Raw genomic sequence first — 17,481 nt, 5'->3', positions numbered from 1 at the left:
ATCAGGGGCGATGGTGTTACGGCAAAACGCCCATGCGCACCTTCCTCGACTCGCTGGAACTCGCCAAGGAGAAACTGATCCCGCATTGAGTCGCGCTTCTCGATTCAACAGCCCGACTATCTGTCAGATCGAGTCCCAGCTAATACACAGTAGCCGTGTTCTGCGTTTGGCAAGCGTGGTTACTGTAGCCAGCTGCTTTCAGTAGCCGTGTTTCGCTTCTTAGCATATGGCACATGCCGCGACGAACAAGGATGTTCGGTGACGCGGCGGTGAAACTCACTGTGAGGCCATATGCAAAGCGCACCCGTCGCCAATGCCACCCCTGCTGGTGGCCCCCTCTGGAGACTCCCTACCGTTACGGATAAAACCGGGCTCTCTCGCTCGGAGATCTATCGCCGTATCGCCCGCCAGGAGTTCCCGGCTGGCGTCCGCCTGGGCGCACGCTCTCGTGCATGGCGGGCGTCCGAAGTAGAAGCTTGGATTGCGGCTCTGCCGGCGGCGGTATGACCATGGGTCTCCCCAACAGTTCCAGCTCCCCGGTACCGCAGCGCATTGATGAGAATGGCACGCAGGCCAACGCGCTCGCCCTGGTCCACCTGCGCGGCGGCGAGCCCGTTACCGATTCCCTATCGATTGCCCGTGAGTTCGGGCGCCGCCATGACAACGTGCTCCAGACGCTCGGTACGCTGATTGAGGATGGCTCGATAGGTTTCCTTGATTTCAAGGAGACCTCCTACACCGATAAGTGGAACCGCGAGCAGCGCCGCCTTGAGCTGACCGAGCGCGGCGCTCTTATTGCCATGCCGTTCATCGGTGGCCGCAACTCGCGTTCTGGCCAGGTGCGGTTAGTCGATGCATTCCTGGCACTACGCCAGCAACTGAGCGAACCTAAGTCGCTCGGCTGGAGCGCAGCGCGTGGCGAGGTTGCCGCCAACTATGCTGTTGTCTCCCAAATGCTTGCCATGCGCCGGGAAGCGGATGGCAAGGGCACGAAGCCCCACCACTACGCGAACGAGGCTCGGCTGATCAACAGTGCTTTCAGTGGCAAACCCGATCCGATAGACCGCGCCGCGCTAAGCGCGGCCGAAAGGCTGGCCTCTTGGCGGGCGGTGGACATGAAACCGCCGAAATGATCGCAGCCGCAGCCAAACGGGCGTGCGATTGGGTGGCGGGGGCTGCGGCCGCTTCTGGTGAGGTTGAGGCGGACCATGGCGACGCGTAACGGAAATAACGGAAAACCTGATGAGGCCCAGCGTTCGATTGCTACGCTGCGCCCTTGGGAATTGGACCGCTATGGAAATGTTCGCCTGCGCCACGTGAGCGCCTACCTGGTCAATGCGCCGCGCCTGGTGAAGGCGCCGGCAGGCCGTCCGGTGCTCTCCAAGGGCATTGATGGCGGTAGACGCGCTGAAGGCGAGCGCGCCCGCCTGCTCGCCGGCCTGCGCCGGGGGGCGCTCGATAGTCTCGCCGCACTTCGGGGGCATAGCATCCAGGACGTACCACGCCGCGTGTTTGAACTGCGGGCGCAGGGTCACAAAATCACCATGCGCCTGGAGTGGCGCGCTACAACGGATGGCAAGCGCCACAAAGTGGCTGTCTACACGCTGGAGGGCGAGGCATGATGTGTTTCCGCCTGCGCCTGGTGGTCATGTCTGCCGCCCTGACTCTGGCCCGCTGCGGCCCTGAGCCCCTTGCCCTGGTACTGGCCTCGCAGGCCTCGCCAGCGTGGGCTTTCGCAACGGTCGCCAGCTCGCGCTATACTGTGCCTGCCGTTGCAACCACAGCGGCCCGGGGTGAGAGCCGGAACACAAAGGCGGACGACCGCCGCCAGGCGGCTTTTTTTCGTCCGTCACGCCTACGTGCGCCTTCTATGGGCGGGCCTGGGCGGGGGAGCCTTCGGGCTCGCCGGTTCCTTTGTGCCGGTCTCTCAACCCTGCCTTGCGCCCGCCCACCCCGTTTGAGAGCGGGGAGCGGGATTGATACCGCTCACAAAGGAGGCCGTGCCATGGCCATGTCTTCGCTCGCCCATACCGAGCAATCACCCCTTCCCGAAATCCTCGCTATCGTCCGCACCGCGTTGCGTGATGCCGTTGCCGCGCCCACTGACCGCGAATCACTCGATGTAGCCGGCGCCGCGCTGGTGGCTGTTGCTGACCGCGTGCGTGCCCTGCAAGCGGAGGTGCGTCATGCGTAAAAGCACCGCCTCCGATCCTTTCGCCGTCACCATGCGCCAATTCAAGGCGTTGGCCGATTTCATGCTTGATCCTGACGGCGATGCATTCGACACGCTGCCCGCGCTCTGCAAGGCGGAACTGTCGCTGACGTTCAACCGGCTCAGCGCCGAACTTGCGCACCTGGCAATGCAAGGGGAGGTGCGCCATGTGTAAGCAATGCGAGTCGAATGCCGGTGCTCTCTTTACCGCCGCACAAATTGGCATCGCCACCCACGAAAATGCAGCTACAGGGCTGTCCGGTGCGGCTGCAATCTACGAGGCAATCATTCGTCTGACCACCGCCGCTGATGCGCCGGACAACTTTGACGTTATCGAGGGCCTTGCACGCGTGGGCGCACAGCTTACCAATACCTCGCTCTTCGCAGTGGATGGATGGCGTGAGAAGTTGGATTCGAGCGTGCACGGTCTGGAACGGGCGGAGGCGAGCCATGGCTGAGTCTCCGAAAACACATAGCGGCGCCGCAACGGATTGCCCGCCCAACGTGCTGAGCCATCCGGCTTTTAATCGCCCCGCCGTCGCCAACACGTGCCGCCGTGGCCGGCCTGGTGGCACGGCTAGCCTCGCGGCGAAGCGCCGGGAAAAGGCGGCCGCAACGGAAGCTGCCATTGCTGGCGACTGGCAACGGAATGCATCGCCCCTGGAGGAAGCGCTGATGTTGAGGGGCGGCCTCCTCGTGATCGCAACAGGCTTAGACAAACTGATTCGTATGCTTGAGTCGGGGAGGTGCGCCAAATGAGCAGCACCACCGAACGCAAACCACTCGCGCCATCTTCTGTCGCATCGGCCAAGGATAAGGTGTCACGTGCTATCAGCGCCTTGCACGGGATACGCTGGGCCGCCGCTGGCGCCCATTCTGACGGCGATATAGATGCCTTCTTTTGCCTGATCGATGCCGTGCTGCCGCAGCTCGGCGTAGAACTGGAAGCCGCACATAGCGCATTGGGCGGCACGCCTATTGGCTACTTCGCGCCCGCGAACGGGGAGGGCGGCCATGCGCGCCACGTCTGAACAAAAAACGGGTACTCGCCACGCGGACGGGGCGCGTGCCTGCGTAGTTGTGAGCCTTGCTGCCGTACGTGGTCGCAAGGCCGCCAATTCGGCCGCAGAGACCAGCGCTGCAGCTTCGGCATTTGAGCAGCCTGAGCATTCAATCCTGATCCGCCGCACTGCGGACGGCCGCTATGCCTGGTCATTGCGTGGCCTGCCGGCCGGATCTCGTCGCATCGCCGCGCAGGCTCTGTCAAAGGTCCTGGCTGCGGTTATGGAGGACTGAGCATGAGAATGGCTTTTCGAGATAGGGCGGCTACTGTGCGGCTCTGGCGCGATGGGCGGTTTCGTGCGCGACAGCGCGCACCGCTCACGATGGATGAGACCGCGCGAGCCGCGCAGCTCGATGCGCTCAAATTTGCCCTGGAGAACGCTGGCGACGGCCTGCTGGAGCTGATGGAATTGAGTCGCGCTCTTGCCGATTTGGCGAAGGCAGACACGCCGCGTAGGCGTATTGCAGAGGTGGGAGAGGGCTTAGCGGCGCGGCATATGGACGATGTTTGCCGCTGCCTGAATGAGCAATTCAAGATACTTCCCTTTTCGGAGGACGTATGAGCGCAATGAACCGTACCAAGACTGCCGTGATTCCTGCCATTGCGCACGCGGCGGCACGTGACGCCCTTGTTTGCCTCCAGTATCAGTGGGCCGTCGACCTGGGCATTGAGACTGCGGATGGCTGCTTGCAGCAGCTTGGCCAGATCCCGTTGCACGTTTTCGTGCCGGGTTGCGCAATGAGCTTTCGAGCGTCATTGCAGCGAGCGGCGGCGGAGGCGGGGCAAGCGGTACCGGCAGCCGAGCTAGCGGCGGCCGGCGACGCTTTCGTATCGGGGCTGCTGGGTCGGTTGCAGCAGTACTTGCTCGCCGGGTTCGGTGGTCGGGTGAACTCCGCCACGGGCGCAGCTACGCACCCGCACTAGGAACAAAACACCATGAATGAACGCTACATGCTGGCTCGCTGCGGGGCCGGCGGGGCGAACTCGCCCCTACGAATTGACGAATGGGTGAATCCGCAGGGAGGGGGCGAAGCCTGATGCAATACGAACACACGCCAGAGAAGATCCGCGCCGCCCTGACCCACATCCCGGCCGATGATCGGGAGCGGTGGCTGCGCATTTGCATGGCCGTAAAAAACTATTTCGGTGACGATGGCTGGCCTCTCTTCAACGAGTGGAGCGAATCCGCGGCGAACTACGATGCTGCCGCCGCTAAGGCTACCTGGAAGAGCTGCAAGGCTTCGGGCGCCGTGGGCATTGGCACGTTACTGCGCGAAGCCATGGCGGGGGGCTTCGATCCTAAGCGCTTTGGCCCGGCGCCGGCCTTGTCGAAAGAAGAGACGGCGCGCCGCGATGCCGAACGCAAGCAGCGTGAGATGAGTGACAAGGCAAAGCAGGAGGCCGGGCAGCGCGAGGCCGCTGCCAAGGCTGCTGAGCTGTGGGAGGCGGCGGCCGAGTCGGGCAGCTCGCCCTATCTCAAGCGCAAGGGCGTAGAGGCCCACGGCGTGCGCTTTGGCAAAGGATGCATCCTCGTGCCGGCGCGTGACGCTGCTGGCCAACTGTGGAATCTGCAGCGGATCTACGGCAAACCGCTGAGCGGYGGGAATGACAAGATCTTTTTGAAGGGTGGCCGCGTGTCAGGCTGCTATCACGTGATTGGCACGCCGGATGCGACTGGATGGCTGCTGGTGGCCGAGGGATATGCCACGGCCGCGACGTTGCACCAGGTGTGCGGCTTGCCKGTGGTGGTGGCCTTTAATGCGTCGAACCTGCGGCACGTGGCAGAAACCATGCGGCGGCTCTTCCCGGATGTGCAACTGCTTATCTGCGCCGATGATGACCGGGCCACCGAAGCGGAGACGGGCAAGAATCCGGGGCTGCTGGCGGCCAAGGACGCCGGGCGGCGGGCACGTGGTCAGATGGTGGCGCCGGCTGGCTTGCCAGACGATGGCAGCGACTTTAACGACTTGGCTCGGGTTTCTGGAACTGAGCAGGTGCGCCAGCAGCTTGAGGCAGCTATGCGGCCGGAGCTTTCGGCAGTGCCTGCAGCGGAGAACATCGATAGAGCTGCGGCAAGCCAGCAGGCAGCCGCTACGCGTGACGTAAAGGTGCGGGGCGGGGGTGAGGTGGCCACCACCAAGACGAAAGCGCCTAAGGCCGCTAAATCGGCCCGGTCGCCAGGCCGCCCATGGTTCGATGTGGACGGCAAAGGGGTTTGGTATCACGGGTTTAGCGACCAGGGCGACCCGTTGCCGCCGTACTGGGTCTGTTCGCGTCTCGATGTCGAGGCCAAGACCCGCGACGAACACAATGGGGAGTGGGGTTTTCTCCTGGTGGCCAACGATGCAGACGGCCACCCGAAGCAATGGGCGATGCCGGCGCGTATGTTGGCCGGGGATGGTACGGAATATCGGGCCACGCTGCTTTCCATGGGCGTCAATATTGCACCTGGTTCGAAGGCAAAGAACCTGCTGACAACGTACATCCAGACGGCCGCTACGGAAACACGCGCGCGCTGTACGGATCGCATTGGCTGGCATGGGAGCGCGTTTGTGTTGCCGGATCGCACGATAGGGGAGGCAGAGGGCGAGCGCGTGCTGTTCCAGTCGGCTGCGGGCGTTGTATCGCAGTTCAAGCAACGTGGCACGCTCGATGAGTGGAAAACGCAGGTTGCGGCTGCGTGCGTCGGTAACACGCGGTTGACCTTCTGTGCCTCTGCGGCGTTCGCGGCGCCGCTCCTGCATCATGCGGGCTTGCAGTCGGGCGGCTTTCACCTGGTAGGGGATAGCTCCAGCGGCAAGACAACGGGCCTACGTGTCGCGGCCTCAGTGTTTGGCGGGCGTGACTATGCGCGAAGCTGGCGGGCAACTGACAACGCCTTAGAACTGACCGCTGYGCAGCACTCGGATGCGCTGCTGATCCTGGATGAGATTGGCCAGGTCGATCCAAAAATCATCGGGGATACGGTCTACATGCTGGCCAATGAGGCCGGCAAGGGTCGCGCCACTCGCACTGCCACGGCGCGGCCGGCGCTCACGTGGCGGCTGCTGTTCTTGTCGGATGGCGAAATCAAGCTATCCGATCATATGGCCGAGGCCGGCAAGGTGGCGAAGTCGGGGCAAGAGATCCGCCTAGCCAACATCCCGRCTGATGCAGGTAAGGGCCTCGGCGTGTTTGAAGACCTTTGCGGGTTCGTCTCGGGCAAGGCCTTGTCCGATCATCTGCAGGAGGCCACGCGAAGCTACTACGGCACGGCGGGCATGGGGTTCATTGAATGGGCGGTGGCCAACCAAGCGGAGCTTGCGGAGATCTTGCGGGAGGGGGTTAGCGCCCTGGTGAGTGATTGGGTGGCGGGCAGCGCCCATGGCCAGGTGTTTCGCGTGGCATCGCGGTTTGCACTGGTGGGGGTGGCCGGCGAACTGTCCACCAGTGCAGGTCTAACCGGCTGGCCGGCGGGCTGGGCCACATCGGCGGCGAAGGCTTGCTTTGATGCGTGGCTGACCGAACGCGGAGGCGCCGGTAGCGGCGAGCATAAGTCAATGGTTCGGCAGGTACGCGGTTTCCTGGAGCTGCATGGGGACGCGCGCTTTACCTGGGTGAATCGTGCGGCCGATGACCACAAGCCAAACACGATGAATCGCGCGGGATATAAGCGCTTGGTAACGGGCAGCGGTACACCAATCAACACGAATAGTGACTACCTGCGGGAGTTTGGCGACAAGATGAGCCCGGAGGCGGCGGAGACCGCAGCGTGCGAGTACTTCATCCAGCCGGAGGTGTGGCGCAGGGAGGTATGCAAGGGCTATGACCCAAAGGCAGTGGCCGCGCTGTTGATGGCGATGGACGTGCTGCAGCACGAAGAAAAGAGCGGCCGGCCGGACAAGCTGATGCGCATACCCGGTGTCGGCCGAACGCGTGTGTATTGCATCTCGGCCGGGCTCTTCGAACTGGACGTATGAAAGCTGTTCGAACCCGGGGGGGCTACGGAGAGATGCATGTCCGCGTATGGTAGCTGCTACGGTCTAAGTGCCCTTGATAGTCCGAATGTACTCGGCGAGGGGCAACTTATTAGTGGCGCTGGTCCTGAGCTTGCCCAATGACTCCGTGTCATACGCCAAAGCAAAGGACACAATCCTGCGCACCTCTGGCTCTCGCTCCCCAGTTTCCGTGTCGACGCTTGCGAATTCCTCTATCGTCTCAACGTCAGCGCTCCCGAATATGAGTCCGGCAACCTGGCATGTGTCGCGTCGAATAAGGGCGGCTCCGCTTATCCCTTGCGGGGCGCGCATGTCAAGTTCATAGGCGTCCGTTCTTCCCAGGGTAGGGTGATCGTACAAGAAATGCCGCGTCATGTAGCCGCGCAGGAGTCTGCCGCTAATAACGTGATGGATGGTTCCGTCCTGCTTGCGCTGGCGCTCGGGGTACGGATACCCAAATGCCCAAAGCTCCTCGCCGAGGAGAAGATCGCTTGTCCACAGTTCGAGTTCTTGCGGTGGTGTGTATTGGCATCGTGCGGTTGCTATGTCTGTTCCATTCGCGTCGCGCTCGATGTCTTCAAGAAAGTAAGCCTTGAACCTTCCCTTCGACTCTTCCACGCGAATGGCATATTCGCATCCGGGCGGAGGTTGATCTGCCACGCAATGCCAGCAGGTTATCAATACCCCAGGAAACAGGAAAAAGCCCGTCCCAAGGTGCTCAACAATCTCCGACGGCTGGCCCGGACTAGCTTTGACAAGCAGAACGGGGAAAAAATGGCTTGGTGCATGGAGCGCGGCCTGATATTCCATTTGCAAGTCCTCTAATGGGAAATCGCCTCGATGGCTGAGTGTATCAGGGCGGCCAGGCGCCAGCGGTGCCGGTCTACTCATATGGTGGGTGGGCGACGATGTACCGCCGAGGCTCGCCGCTCGATGCCGACCAGGTGGTGACACCTTGAGCCCCGCTCAGGCGTGCCGTGATGGCCTGCAGCGTGAGCGCCTGGGGGGGCGGCCATGGCGGCCTGGTGGAGACCCTGTTCCCGCGGCGGCCGGCGAGCGGCTGGCCAGCTCCAAGGCATAAGTACGCCCGCTCCCGTGACTTCAAGTATCCTTTCTGGAACTCCAGCGGAATCGCAATGGCAAAGGTACGAATGACGTTCGACAGTGTGYGGGCATCCAGGGATGGTCACGAATTCCATGAGGCGTGGGTAGCGCGCAAATGCCTGGGACTTTTGTTGCCCAGAGACGATCTCGTCGGAATCGCCATCGAGGGGTTTGGCGAAGAGGATCAGAAGCTCGTCACTGCCGAAGCCAACGAGATCGCCGATGCGGTGTTGTACTTTGGCCGGCGCGCGACATTCTCCGATGCGCGGCGGATCGTGGTCGTGCAGGTGAAGTATTCCAAGGCCGCGGAACTCAAGCCTTTCCGCGCCTCGGATGCCAAGAAGACCTTGGGCAAATTCGCGCGGACCTACCGTGCGTGCAAGCGCGACAATGGTACCCAAAAGGCAAGGGACAAGCTTCGCTTCGAGCTGGTCACGAATCGCCCTATCGCCGCAGCCTTGGTCGACGCGTTGCGGGGTCTGGCCCAAGGCGCCCCGCTCGAAGGTGAGGCGAAAGATCAGGCGACCCAGGTCATCGCTGCTTGCAGGTTGACGGGCAAGGACCTCGCCGAGTTCGTCGCACGCGTTGAGATGATCGGTCTGACTGGCGACTTGCGCTCCAACAAGGAGGAACTGGCCATCACGCTGGCCGATTGGTCGCCGGCACGAGACCACATGGCTGTCATTCGCCTCAATAACATCCGAGAGATGGCACGCGATAAGGCTGGGCTCGCGAAGCAGCATCGGAACATGATCGCGCGCACGGATGTCTTCGCGGCGCTTCAGCTTTCCGACGAGCGTGATCTGCTGCCTTGTCCAGCAAGCTTTCCTGCGGTGGGTGCGATTGTCGATCGCGTGCAACTGGACGATGCCGTCGCCTGGATCCAGCGGCTCACCAAGCCATTGATCATCCATGCTGAAGGTGGCGTGGGCAAGACGGTCTTTATGAGCTCCCTGGTGGCCCGCCTGTCGGCGTCGCACGAGACTGTGTTGTTCGACTGCTTCGGCATGGGTCAATACCGCGCCCCAGACGATGCCAGGCACTTGCCCGGACGAGGCCTCGTCCACATCGCCAATGACTTGGCTTGCCGCGGCTTGTGCGATCCGCTACTCCCCTCCACGAGCAACAGCGAAGACATTCTCCGCGCGTTCCGTGCGCGCCTCGAGCAGGTGGTTGCCACCCTGCGCCGCGGCTCGGCCGATCGGCAACTGATCCTGTGCTTGGACGCGATCGACAACGCGAACGAGCTGGCGCGTGATCGCGGTCAGGACACCTTTCCGAAGCTATTGCTCCAAAGCCTTGAACACGGCAGGCCAATTCCGGGCCTGGTGGTGGTGGTCAGCGCCCGGAGCCATCGCCGCCGCGCCGCAACCGGCGATGCCTCCTGCGAGGAACTGGAGCTCCAGCCTTTTACGGAGCCGGAAACGAGTACGTTTCTTGCCTCCCGTGTCCCGAAGCTGACGGAAGCGATGGTGCAAGTTGCTCAATCCCGCTCGCTGGGAAACGCGCGTGTCCTCGAGCATCTGGCGAAGGAGCCGGATCTGCTGGCGCCGTCGGAGGTAGGCAAGCTCATCGAGCTAGACGACCTGATTCGACAGCGCATCTCGGACGCGCTTGCCGAGGCGAGGAAGCTGGGCAACCCCGACGCGAACATTCGGGCGTTTCTCGCCGGCTTGGCCACGCTGCCGCCACCAGTGCCGCTTAAGGAGTTCGCACAGGTCAATGGTATGCCGGAAGGTGCCGTGAAGAGCTTCGCGGCTGATCTGGCGCCACTGATCGAACAGACGAGCCATGGGCTGATGTTTCGCGACGAGCCCACGGAGACCTTGATTCGACGCGACTATGCCGCCGATGCAACGACATTGCGCGTCCTGGCCGACAATCTCCTAGCGATGCAGTCGACTTCGGTCTACGCAGCCACAACCCTGCCGGACCTACTCCTGCAACTGTCGGATGGCGAGCGCCTGTTTCGACTGGCGTTCGATGAAAGGCTGCCGGCGGCTATCACCAGCAAGGTAGGGCAGCAATCAATTCGGCACGCGCGCTTGAGGGCGGCTGTGGGGCATTCGGTTCGCGAGAACGACCTCGATCATTTGGTTCCGCTACTGGTTGAAATGTCCACGCTGGCTGCGATGGATCAGCGCGGGACTCAGTACCTTCTGGATAACCCCGATCTCGTTGTGACCTCGGGTGATATCGAGTCGTTGCGACGCCTGTTCGAGGCTCGGACCAAGTGGGCCGGGTCTCGCCATGCGCGCCTTGCCATCGCCCATGCGCTTATGGGTGAGGTCGCCGACGCCGTCCGACATGCGCAATGGGTCTTCGAATGGCGTGCACACTACTACCAACAAAAGCCCGACCATTTTCAGGACCGTACCAGCCCGACGGTCATGGACATGGCGGCGATACCGTTCTGCCACTTGGCGAACGGCAACGGTGAGGAAGCGGCGCGCGACTTAAAGGGGTGGATTGACTGGTACGCCTATGAAGTGGCGAAGGCGACGTTTGAACTGGCGAGCCGTCCGGAAGCCAAGCGCGTCCTCCCCCCCGACGTTATGAACAGGTACTTGGCCGGCCTAGACACGGCCGGCCCTCTGGCGGCGGCAGTCCGGTTCGCGACTAGCGACGATGGTCGCCGACGTGCCCTAATTGGCGCCCTAGCCGAAGTGTGCGTCAAAAAGGAAGCAGTCGATCTGGGTGAGGAGCACTACAGACCCGACGAGCGCGCGATCGTTCGCGGTCTTCTCGAGGCTGCAGCGACCGCCCTGGTGCTAGAAATGCCCGCGGAAGCCAAAGCGATCGTTGACGCCCTGCCGCTGGCGCCGCCGACGCTGTACACCTTCCGGGAGGCCTATTGGACGGGCGAGGTCTACCCGTACGTGGCGCGACAGGTCATCTCGCGGATCGCGGACGGTGAGCCGATCGACGAGCGGCACCTGCTGCCGCGCGAGCTGATCGAACTCGCTAGCAAGGTTCCGGCCGACCTGCAGGGAGACGAATTCCGCATAGCTCTTCAAGCGGAGCTCGAAGCGGAATACCGAGCGAAGAGCAAGTCGCCCGAAGCCAAGGAACGGATCAGCAATGACGAAAAGACGTCGGCGGAGCGCTTTCTCAATCAACGCCTGTCGACTTGGGTGAAGGTCGCGAACGCGTTCGCACAGGCCTTGGGCGATGGACGCGGTCGTGCCGCGGCCACACTGTCGCCACTGACGAGCCTGTGGAAGGAGTTGCGCGTCAAGGAAGACCATTACTCCAGCACCAAGGAAACCCAGCGGCAGCACAACGCGGTCGGAGAGCGCCTGTTGACCCTCGCGCTCGCCGCGAACCCCGACGTGACTGCGCCCGAGGTCTCGATGTTCGCAGCTGACGCCACCGAGCCTGGGACGACGCCGGTGGCGAAGGTCATCGGGCTGGTAGCGCTGCTGGCCTCTCGCCCGGCCTTTCAGGCGTTGGCCGGCGCGCTCGCCGTCAAAACGAGCACGGCGATCGAACAGGAAGATGAAGTAGGGGAGCGAGCCGGGTATTTCGCCCGCCTCGGCCGGGCTATGGCGGTGGCCAGTCCTGCCGAAGCGGCCGAGTACTTCAGGCGGGGCCTGGATCAGATGGACGCCATCGGCTCCGGCGACTACCGATTCGTGGATGGATTGATGCACCTCGCCAGCACGCTGCAAGGCCGCCACATTGACGATCGAGATAGTCATACCTTGTCCAACATCTGCGAACTTAATCTTGGCGAGGAGCAGAAGTTCCACTGGGGAATGTATGGCAACGCGATGGCCAAGGCGTCTGGCCTGAAGGGGCTGGCAAAACTAGCGCGGTGGGAAGACCGAGATCGAATTTCACTCGACTACACCTTGCTGCCCTACCTGCGGGCCCTGGTCCAAGACGACCAGCTCGATCCTGCCCTCGCCGTGACCTTGCTGAGGCTTTCCAAACCTGCCGAGCTCTATGTCTGTGGCACGGAGCAGTTGGTCGCCACGCTCGAGACCAAGGTCAGTGGGCAACACGGGCCCCTAGTGCGTGAACTGGTCGCCCAGTATCTGCAAAACAACCCAGGATCCTTGAGTGCTGAGACCCCACGGGTCCTCGCGCGGTTCGCTAAGGAGGTGTTGGGCGAAACGTCGTGGGAATACGGTTACCTTTCGGCTGCGGCCAAAAGGATCGAGGTGTCGCGTGACGACTACAACACGCTCAACAACTGGCGTGCCTCCGAGCCCAAGCAAAGTACAGTCGACTGGCGGACCGAAGAAGAGGCGGCCCGGGCGGCTGTCCTGGCCCTTGCGGCCGATCTGAACCCGCTCGATGACGTCTCAGTGGCCCGAGCGCTCGAGGCGGCAGGTGCAGTGCGAACCGGAACGCGATTCGCGCGTGACGTCCTTGAGGTGTTGCGGGCGAAGGTGGCGTTTCCAGACTGGCCGCAGTACATCGACCTCATCGCGCGCCAAGGCTTGCTCGACCTGTACGACAAGGAGCATGAGCTTCGGCAGTGCAAGGAGCAGTGGTCCGGCGCCTCTGTGGCAGTAGGTATGGCATTGCGGGACTGCGCCGAAATCATCGTTTGCGAGAACGCCCTTGAGTTCATCTCATCGGATTATCTTTCGACGTACCATGTCAAGGCGTTCCAAGATGTCTGCGACATTGATCGCCGCACGCTGTTGATGCTCCTGATTCGGGAGTTGTCGCATCCGAAATCGCCAGTGCCGGCGTCTGTGTGGCTCAACTTTGCGGCGGAACTTAATGCGGTGGCGATGCCGGGCGTGGGCCGGGCAGCATTGACGCGTCTGCTCCAAAGTGGTCCGGCGAAACTTGCCTCCAGCACGGCAGATGGTCCTTGGAAGGCAGACCTGTATCCAAGCGGCGACCCTGTCGAAACGACGGCTGGGCTGATCTGGTTTGTGCTGGGTTCGCCGGTGGGCGAGCGACGGTGGATGGCCGCCCACAGCTTGCGCACCGCGATCCGGTTGGGCCGTGCTGACGTGCTGGATGCCGTCATCGCGCACTTCGATCGACGTTATGCTCCCTGCTTTCAGGCGCCCGAACTGCCGTTCTTCTACCTGCACGCGCAGCTTTGGCTCTTGATAGCTATGGCCCGGATCGCCCTGGAGGCACCCGCCCAGATCGCACGGCACCGCACGTTTCTGGAGAAGATCGCCTTTGACCCAGTGGACCATCATGTGCTTCGCAAGCACTTCGCCGCAGGGGCGCTGGTCGCGTGCGCGCAACGCGGAGAGATCACGCTGCCGAAGTCCAAGATGGAAGCGCTGGAAGCGGTCAATTTCTCGCCTTATCCAAACAAGCTGTCGAAGGACTATGCAGGCAGCTCGTATCGGCGGTCGCGGCCCGAAAGCGTTGCCAAACCCGAACCGGAGTTGCATCTGGACTACGACTTCGACAAGGACGACGTCGCGCACGTGGCTAACCTGTTCAGGCGTCCGCATTGGGAAACGGTGGACGCCATGACTGTCTGGGTGCGTCGTCATGATGCCGACATCACGTACATGCACGAAGCAAAGGGCAGATCGCGGTCCCGCCGCGACTACGTCCGTGGCATCAACCCGGACTATCACACGTACGGCGAGCAGTTGTGCTGGCATGCCTTGCACGGCGTCGCTGGCGATTTACTCGCCCGATATCCTGTCGTGCTCGGGCCGTACGGCGACAACGATCCGTGGGGCGAGTGGCTGGGGCGTCAGGTTGTCACCCATGCGGACGGCTTATGGTTGGCAGACGGCACCGACTGGCAACCTGTGGATACGCGGACCACGTTGCGCGTCGTGGGCCCGCAGGGAGTTGAGCTGACGAGTGATCCGACGACGTTGCAGGCGCTGCTTGGCATCGATCCGACTGTTAGCGACTGGTTGGTCGTAGATGGGGACTGGAATTCCACTGAGGGCGTTGGCATCCACGTGGTGTCTGCCCTGGCGCCGCGCGGCGAGAGTATCGCCTTGGCCGAGTCCGTCGCTGCGGCGGATCCCTTCCGTGCATACTTCCCGCGACTGCAACCTTATGAGGATGGCGACGCGACCGAGGTGCGGCGGAACGCGCCATACTTGCCGTGGGTCGTGGTCTGGGACGACGACGCGCGACTGGATGTGGCCGATTCGTTGGGCGTGTCGGGTGCCGCCCAGCGGCGGCGACTGAGCCAGGCGGCCATCGACTTTGGGCAGCTTACGCCGACCGACACGTTCGGCCGCGCATGGGTGAGCCCGTCGGGTGAGGTCTTGGTTCGCTCTGAGGTGTGGATGGAGTCCAGTCGCCGGCGAGAACGCCGCACGAAGGGGGCGCGACTGCTCTGCCGCGCGTCCTTCGTTCGCGAATATTTGGCGGCGAGCGACGCGGATCTTCTCCTGTTGGTCCGCTTGCGAAGCTATCAAGAGGGCTTCGGCGGCGAGCGCTCTCGCTTCTGGCACACTACCGGGGTCGTGCGCGTGACACCATCGCTGGCGGTCAGCCTACACCCGGGGCGAACCAACGAACTGCACGAATCGAATTACTAGCGGCGCCCGATTCTCTCGCTGACAGGTGCCGCCAACCCAATGAAACTGCGCAGCACGGCATTCGTGCGATGGACGCTGTCATGGCCTTAAGGCCCGCGGTGGCGGCGCAAGTTTCGGATGTCAATAGGATGGAGTTTCACCAGTAGGCTGGCACCCGGTGTGGCAGCGCCGTACATCATCACGATTGATCCGGCGGTGAAGCAACGGCAACRCCTGCGGGGGGGCGCTGGCTCGCCCCTCGATGCCGACCAGGTGGTGACACCCTATGCCCCGCTCAAGCGGCCCGTGATGGCTGCAGCGAGTATCTTTCCCATGAGGCTGAACTATCCATATGAGCTATCCCACATTGGAAGACCATTTCAGAGGCCTGTGGAATCGGGCTCGCAGGTGTCAATCGTTAGATAGTCTCAGCCCGGAATTGATTCAGAAGTGGGCGAGCGAGCGGGGCCTAACTGTTGATCAGGTGGAGGAACGCGATATCGGGACGTTTGTTACCACGAAGAGCATTGTGCTGACGGTAAATGGGCAGGAGGCAGGTTTCCCGAAAATTCCGCCAGAGGGGGACGCAAACTGGCAGTTGCGTCGCCAGTTTGCGGATAGAGACGCTGGGCTTTGGGACAAGCTAGAGTGGTTTTCCCCTCTTTGGGTATCCATGGGCCAAACCCGGGAGCTGCTTAAGGCTGTCGAGGATTGCTCTAAGGAGCGAGCACTCCAGCTTTTCAACTACCATACATCGACCATATACACGCTTCCGTTTCAGGCGGTGTGCATTGCGCAAATCATGCCTGCAGCGCGTAGTCTTCGGGAAGTAGTTCCCTTGGCAAGGGAGGCATATCTTGCCTTTTATAGCGGCTATCGCGCATCCAGCATCTCCGCCCTGATTCCGGCCTTGGAAGGAGCACTGACGCGAATCGTTAGCCAAGGTGGGGGCGAACCTTCGATAGCAGAGAGAATTGATCAAGCGATTGATCGAGCCATCGAATGTGCTGCCCGGCTGCATTTTTACCGGACATGGGTTCCGCAAGAGTATTTGACTCTCGAGTACCTCTACCCGTTGGACGAGCGTGTCTTCACATTTGAGTCGTTTCGCCGCTGGCTGAAAACTTCCTTCTTTCAAAATACTGCCCAGTACGATGGGACTACTTGGCTCAATAGGCATCTGTTTGCTCACGGGGTATCGTCAGATTGGCAACAGTCCTCGAATTTCACCCGGTTGATCGTGGCTTTGGCAACGATGGGGGTAATCGAAGCATGGCATGACGAGTCAAACAGCGTTTCGCTGTTCTTCCCTGAAATGAACGAGGACAGCAAATTGCTCTGGCAGCAGGCCCTGTTCCAAGGGCAGGCCCAAGCTACACTCAAAATCATTGAGCAAAAGACTTACCATGAGCATGGTCGACTCGTGCCAGAGATGCCAACCGACAATGGCGTGTTACTGCGTAAGGCAATTCTGGCGGAGGATTGTATCGATGACTTGGTTCGCCCGCTGCGAAATGCGGGATGGCAGGTGATTGTCGGTGAGCCAGACGACAAAGCGCTATATACGCTCGTGACTGCAAGTGACAATGATCGAACGTTTAGCGTTGCCTTGCTCTATAGCTGCGCGACAGACAATGCGATTTATCGGGAGCTGGCCAGCAAATGCGAGGCCGTCCTGTACCGTGGGGCACCGTACAATCAGGATGGGTACGYATACGGCATCACGGTCCATGTTGGGCCGGTAACTGGATGGCAGCCGCCCAAGCCTCGATAGATACGGGGGGGGCGAGTGACCCCTCGTGGCCCGGTAAGCGACGGCCAGCCATCCGACAGAGGTATGGACGCAACCTCTGAAAAATCCCTAGAAAATGGATCGTGCGATGGACGCTGTCACGGCCTTAAAGCCCGCGGCGGCAGCGCAGTCCACCATCACGGTAGATCCTGGTAACACCCGCAGCGGGCCGCAGGCTCGCCCCTCGATGCCAACCAAGTGGTGACGCCCTACGGTCCGCTCCTGCGTGTCGCGGTGGCCTGCAGCGTGAGCGCCTGGCGGTGCGGCGGTAGCGGCCTGGCGGAGGCTCTATTTGCGCGGTGTCCGGCGAGYTGCTGGTTAGCTCCAAGGCACGCGTGCCGGCGACGTGCCCGTATCCCAATGCCAGTGGCCAGCCACCCGGCGCGGCAGCGCCGTCCACCATCACGATAGATCAGGCGGTAGTGTGTCGGCAGGGCCTGCAGCGGGCCGCAGGCTCGCCGCTCGAAGTCGACCAGGTGGTGACGCCCCACGTCCCGCTCAGGCGGGCCGTGACGGGCTGCAGCGTGAGCGCCTGGCGGTGCGGCGGCGGCGGCCTGGTGGAGGCTCTATTCGCGCGACAGAACGGACCGATTGAGCCTAGCCCCAATAGGCTGAAGGGGCGGTGGCGAGGCTCTAGAGGGTGGTTTGTTGAAAATATCTGAATAATCGTCGCAGCGGGTTTGCTTGACCTATTGGTGTTCGCTGTCGCCCGGAAACTGTTGATTCACTGTCAGGCCTGGTGCCACTTGTCACCAGCGTCACCAGTTCGGTACCCGCGTCACCAGCCGTTTTTGGTGACGCGCAAACCGTTGATCTAGAGCGGCTGGCGGCACTTGTCCATAGGGTGTCACCACTGT

Annotated in this window: 14 protein-coding genes; 13 read left to right on the top strand and 1 reads right to left on the bottom strand. The window is 62.1% G+C overall.

Features of this window, described 5'->3' with window-relative positions:
- The first annotated feature begins 291 nt into the window (after window positions 1-291).
- The 11 genes from AC1DN0_RS30765 (at window position 292) to AC1DN0_RS30715 (ending at window position 7,234) form a co-directional block, all read left to right on the top strand.
- Window positions 292-507: a helix-turn-helix transcriptional regulator gene (locus tag AC1DN0_RS30765; RefSeq protein ID WP_441631198.1), complete on the top strand. Its 216-nt coding sequence runs from the start codon at window positions 292-294 to the stop codon at window positions 505-507.
- A complete protein-coding gene (locus AC1DN0_RS30760; protein ID WP_441631196.1) occupies window positions 504-1,133 on the top strand; it encodes a Rha family transcriptional regulator in 630 nt (209 codons plus the stop codon). The genes AC1DN0_RS30765 and AC1DN0_RS30760 overlap by 4 nt, the downstream gene beginning before the upstream one ends.
- A gap of 75 nt (window positions 1,134-1,208) precedes the next feature.
- Window positions 1,209-1,622, top strand: a complete 414-nt coding sequence (locus tag AC1DN0_RS30755) for a helix-turn-helix domain-containing protein (protein WP_441631194.1) — start codon at window positions 1,209-1,211, stop codon at window positions 1,620-1,622.
- A gap of 383 nt (window positions 1,623-2,005) precedes the next feature.
- Window positions 2,006-2,194 carry a hypothetical protein gene (locus AC1DN0_RS30750; RefSeq protein WP_441631192.1) on the top strand — a complete coding sequence of 63 codons (189 nt, stop codon included), beginning with the start codon at window positions 2,006-2,008 and terminating at the stop codon, window positions 2,192-2,194.
- Entirely contained in the window at window positions 2,187-2,387 is a 201-nt protein-coding gene (locus AC1DN0_RS30745; protein ID WP_441631190.1) for a hypothetical protein, read from the top strand. The genes AC1DN0_RS30750 and AC1DN0_RS30745 overlap by 8 nt, the downstream gene beginning before the upstream one ends.
- On the top strand, window positions 2,380-2,670 hold the full coding sequence (locus AC1DN0_RS30740) for a hypothetical protein (protein WP_441631188.1): 291 nt from the start codon (window positions 2,380-2,382) through the stop codon (window positions 2,668-2,670). Before AC1DN0_RS30745 ends, AC1DN0_RS30740 begins: the two co-directional genes overlap by 8 nt.
- Before the next feature lie 297 nt (window positions 2,671-2,967).
- Window positions 2,968-3,243, top strand: coding sequence for a hypothetical protein (locus AC1DN0_RS30735; protein ID WP_441631186.1), 276 nt, complete (start codon window positions 2,968-2,970; stop codon window positions 3,241-3,243).
- Complete coding sequence (locus AC1DN0_RS30730) at window positions 3,227-3,508, top strand: hypothetical protein (RefSeq protein ID WP_441631184.1); 282 nt, start codon at window positions 3,227-3,229, stop codon at window positions 3,506-3,508. Before AC1DN0_RS30735 ends, AC1DN0_RS30730 begins: the two co-directional genes overlap by 17 nt.
- An 89-nt stretch (window positions 3,509-3,597) precedes the next feature.
- Entirely contained in the window at window positions 3,598-3,837 is a 240-nt protein-coding gene (locus AC1DN0_RS30725) for a hypothetical protein (RefSeq protein WP_441631182.1), read from the top strand.
- Window positions 3,834-4,199, top strand: a complete 366-nt coding sequence (locus tag AC1DN0_RS30720; protein ID WP_441631202.1) for a hypothetical protein — start codon at window positions 3,834-3,836, stop codon at window positions 4,197-4,199. Before AC1DN0_RS30725 ends, AC1DN0_RS30720 begins: the two co-directional genes overlap by 4 nt.
- A gap of 113 nt (window positions 4,200-4,312) precedes the next feature.
- Window positions 4,313-7,234, top strand: a complete 2,922-nt coding sequence (locus tag AC1DN0_RS30715; protein ID WP_477146245.1) for a DUF927 domain-containing protein — start codon at window positions 4,313-4,315, stop codon at window positions 7,232-7,234.
- A gap of 63 nt (window positions 7,235-7,297) precedes the next feature.
- Here AC1DN0_RS30715 and AC1DN0_RS30710 read toward each other — a convergent pair whose 3' ends face one another.
- Entirely contained in the window at window positions 7,298-8,062 is a 765-nt protein-coding gene (locus tag AC1DN0_RS30710; RefSeq protein ID WP_441631178.1) for a S1 family peptidase, read from the bottom strand.
- 326 nt (window positions 8,063-8,388) lie between these two features.
- On the opposite strand from AC1DN0_RS30710, the gene AC1DN0_RS30705 reads away from it, so the two are divergent.
- Together AC1DN0_RS30705 and AC1DN0_RS30700 are read left to right on the top strand one after the other, a co-directional pair.
- Window positions 8,389-14,853: a P-loop domain-containing protein gene (locus AC1DN0_RS30705; RefSeq protein ID WP_477146244.1), complete on the top strand. Its 6,465-nt coding sequence runs from the start codon at window positions 8,389-8,391 to the stop codon at window positions 14,851-14,853.
- A gap of 331 nt (window positions 14,854-15,184) precedes the next feature.
- Window positions 15,185-16,606, top strand: coding sequence for a hypothetical protein (locus AC1DN0_RS30700; RefSeq protein WP_477146243.1), 1,422 nt, complete (start codon window positions 15,185-15,187; stop codon window positions 16,604-16,606).
- Window positions 16,607-17,481 lie beyond the last annotated feature (875 nt).

It is taken from the genome of Cupriavidus sp. 05N39, assembly GCF_056397325.1.
Note: the sequence above shows the minus strand (reverse complement) of the source record. Positions and strands in the feature narration are given on the sequence as shown.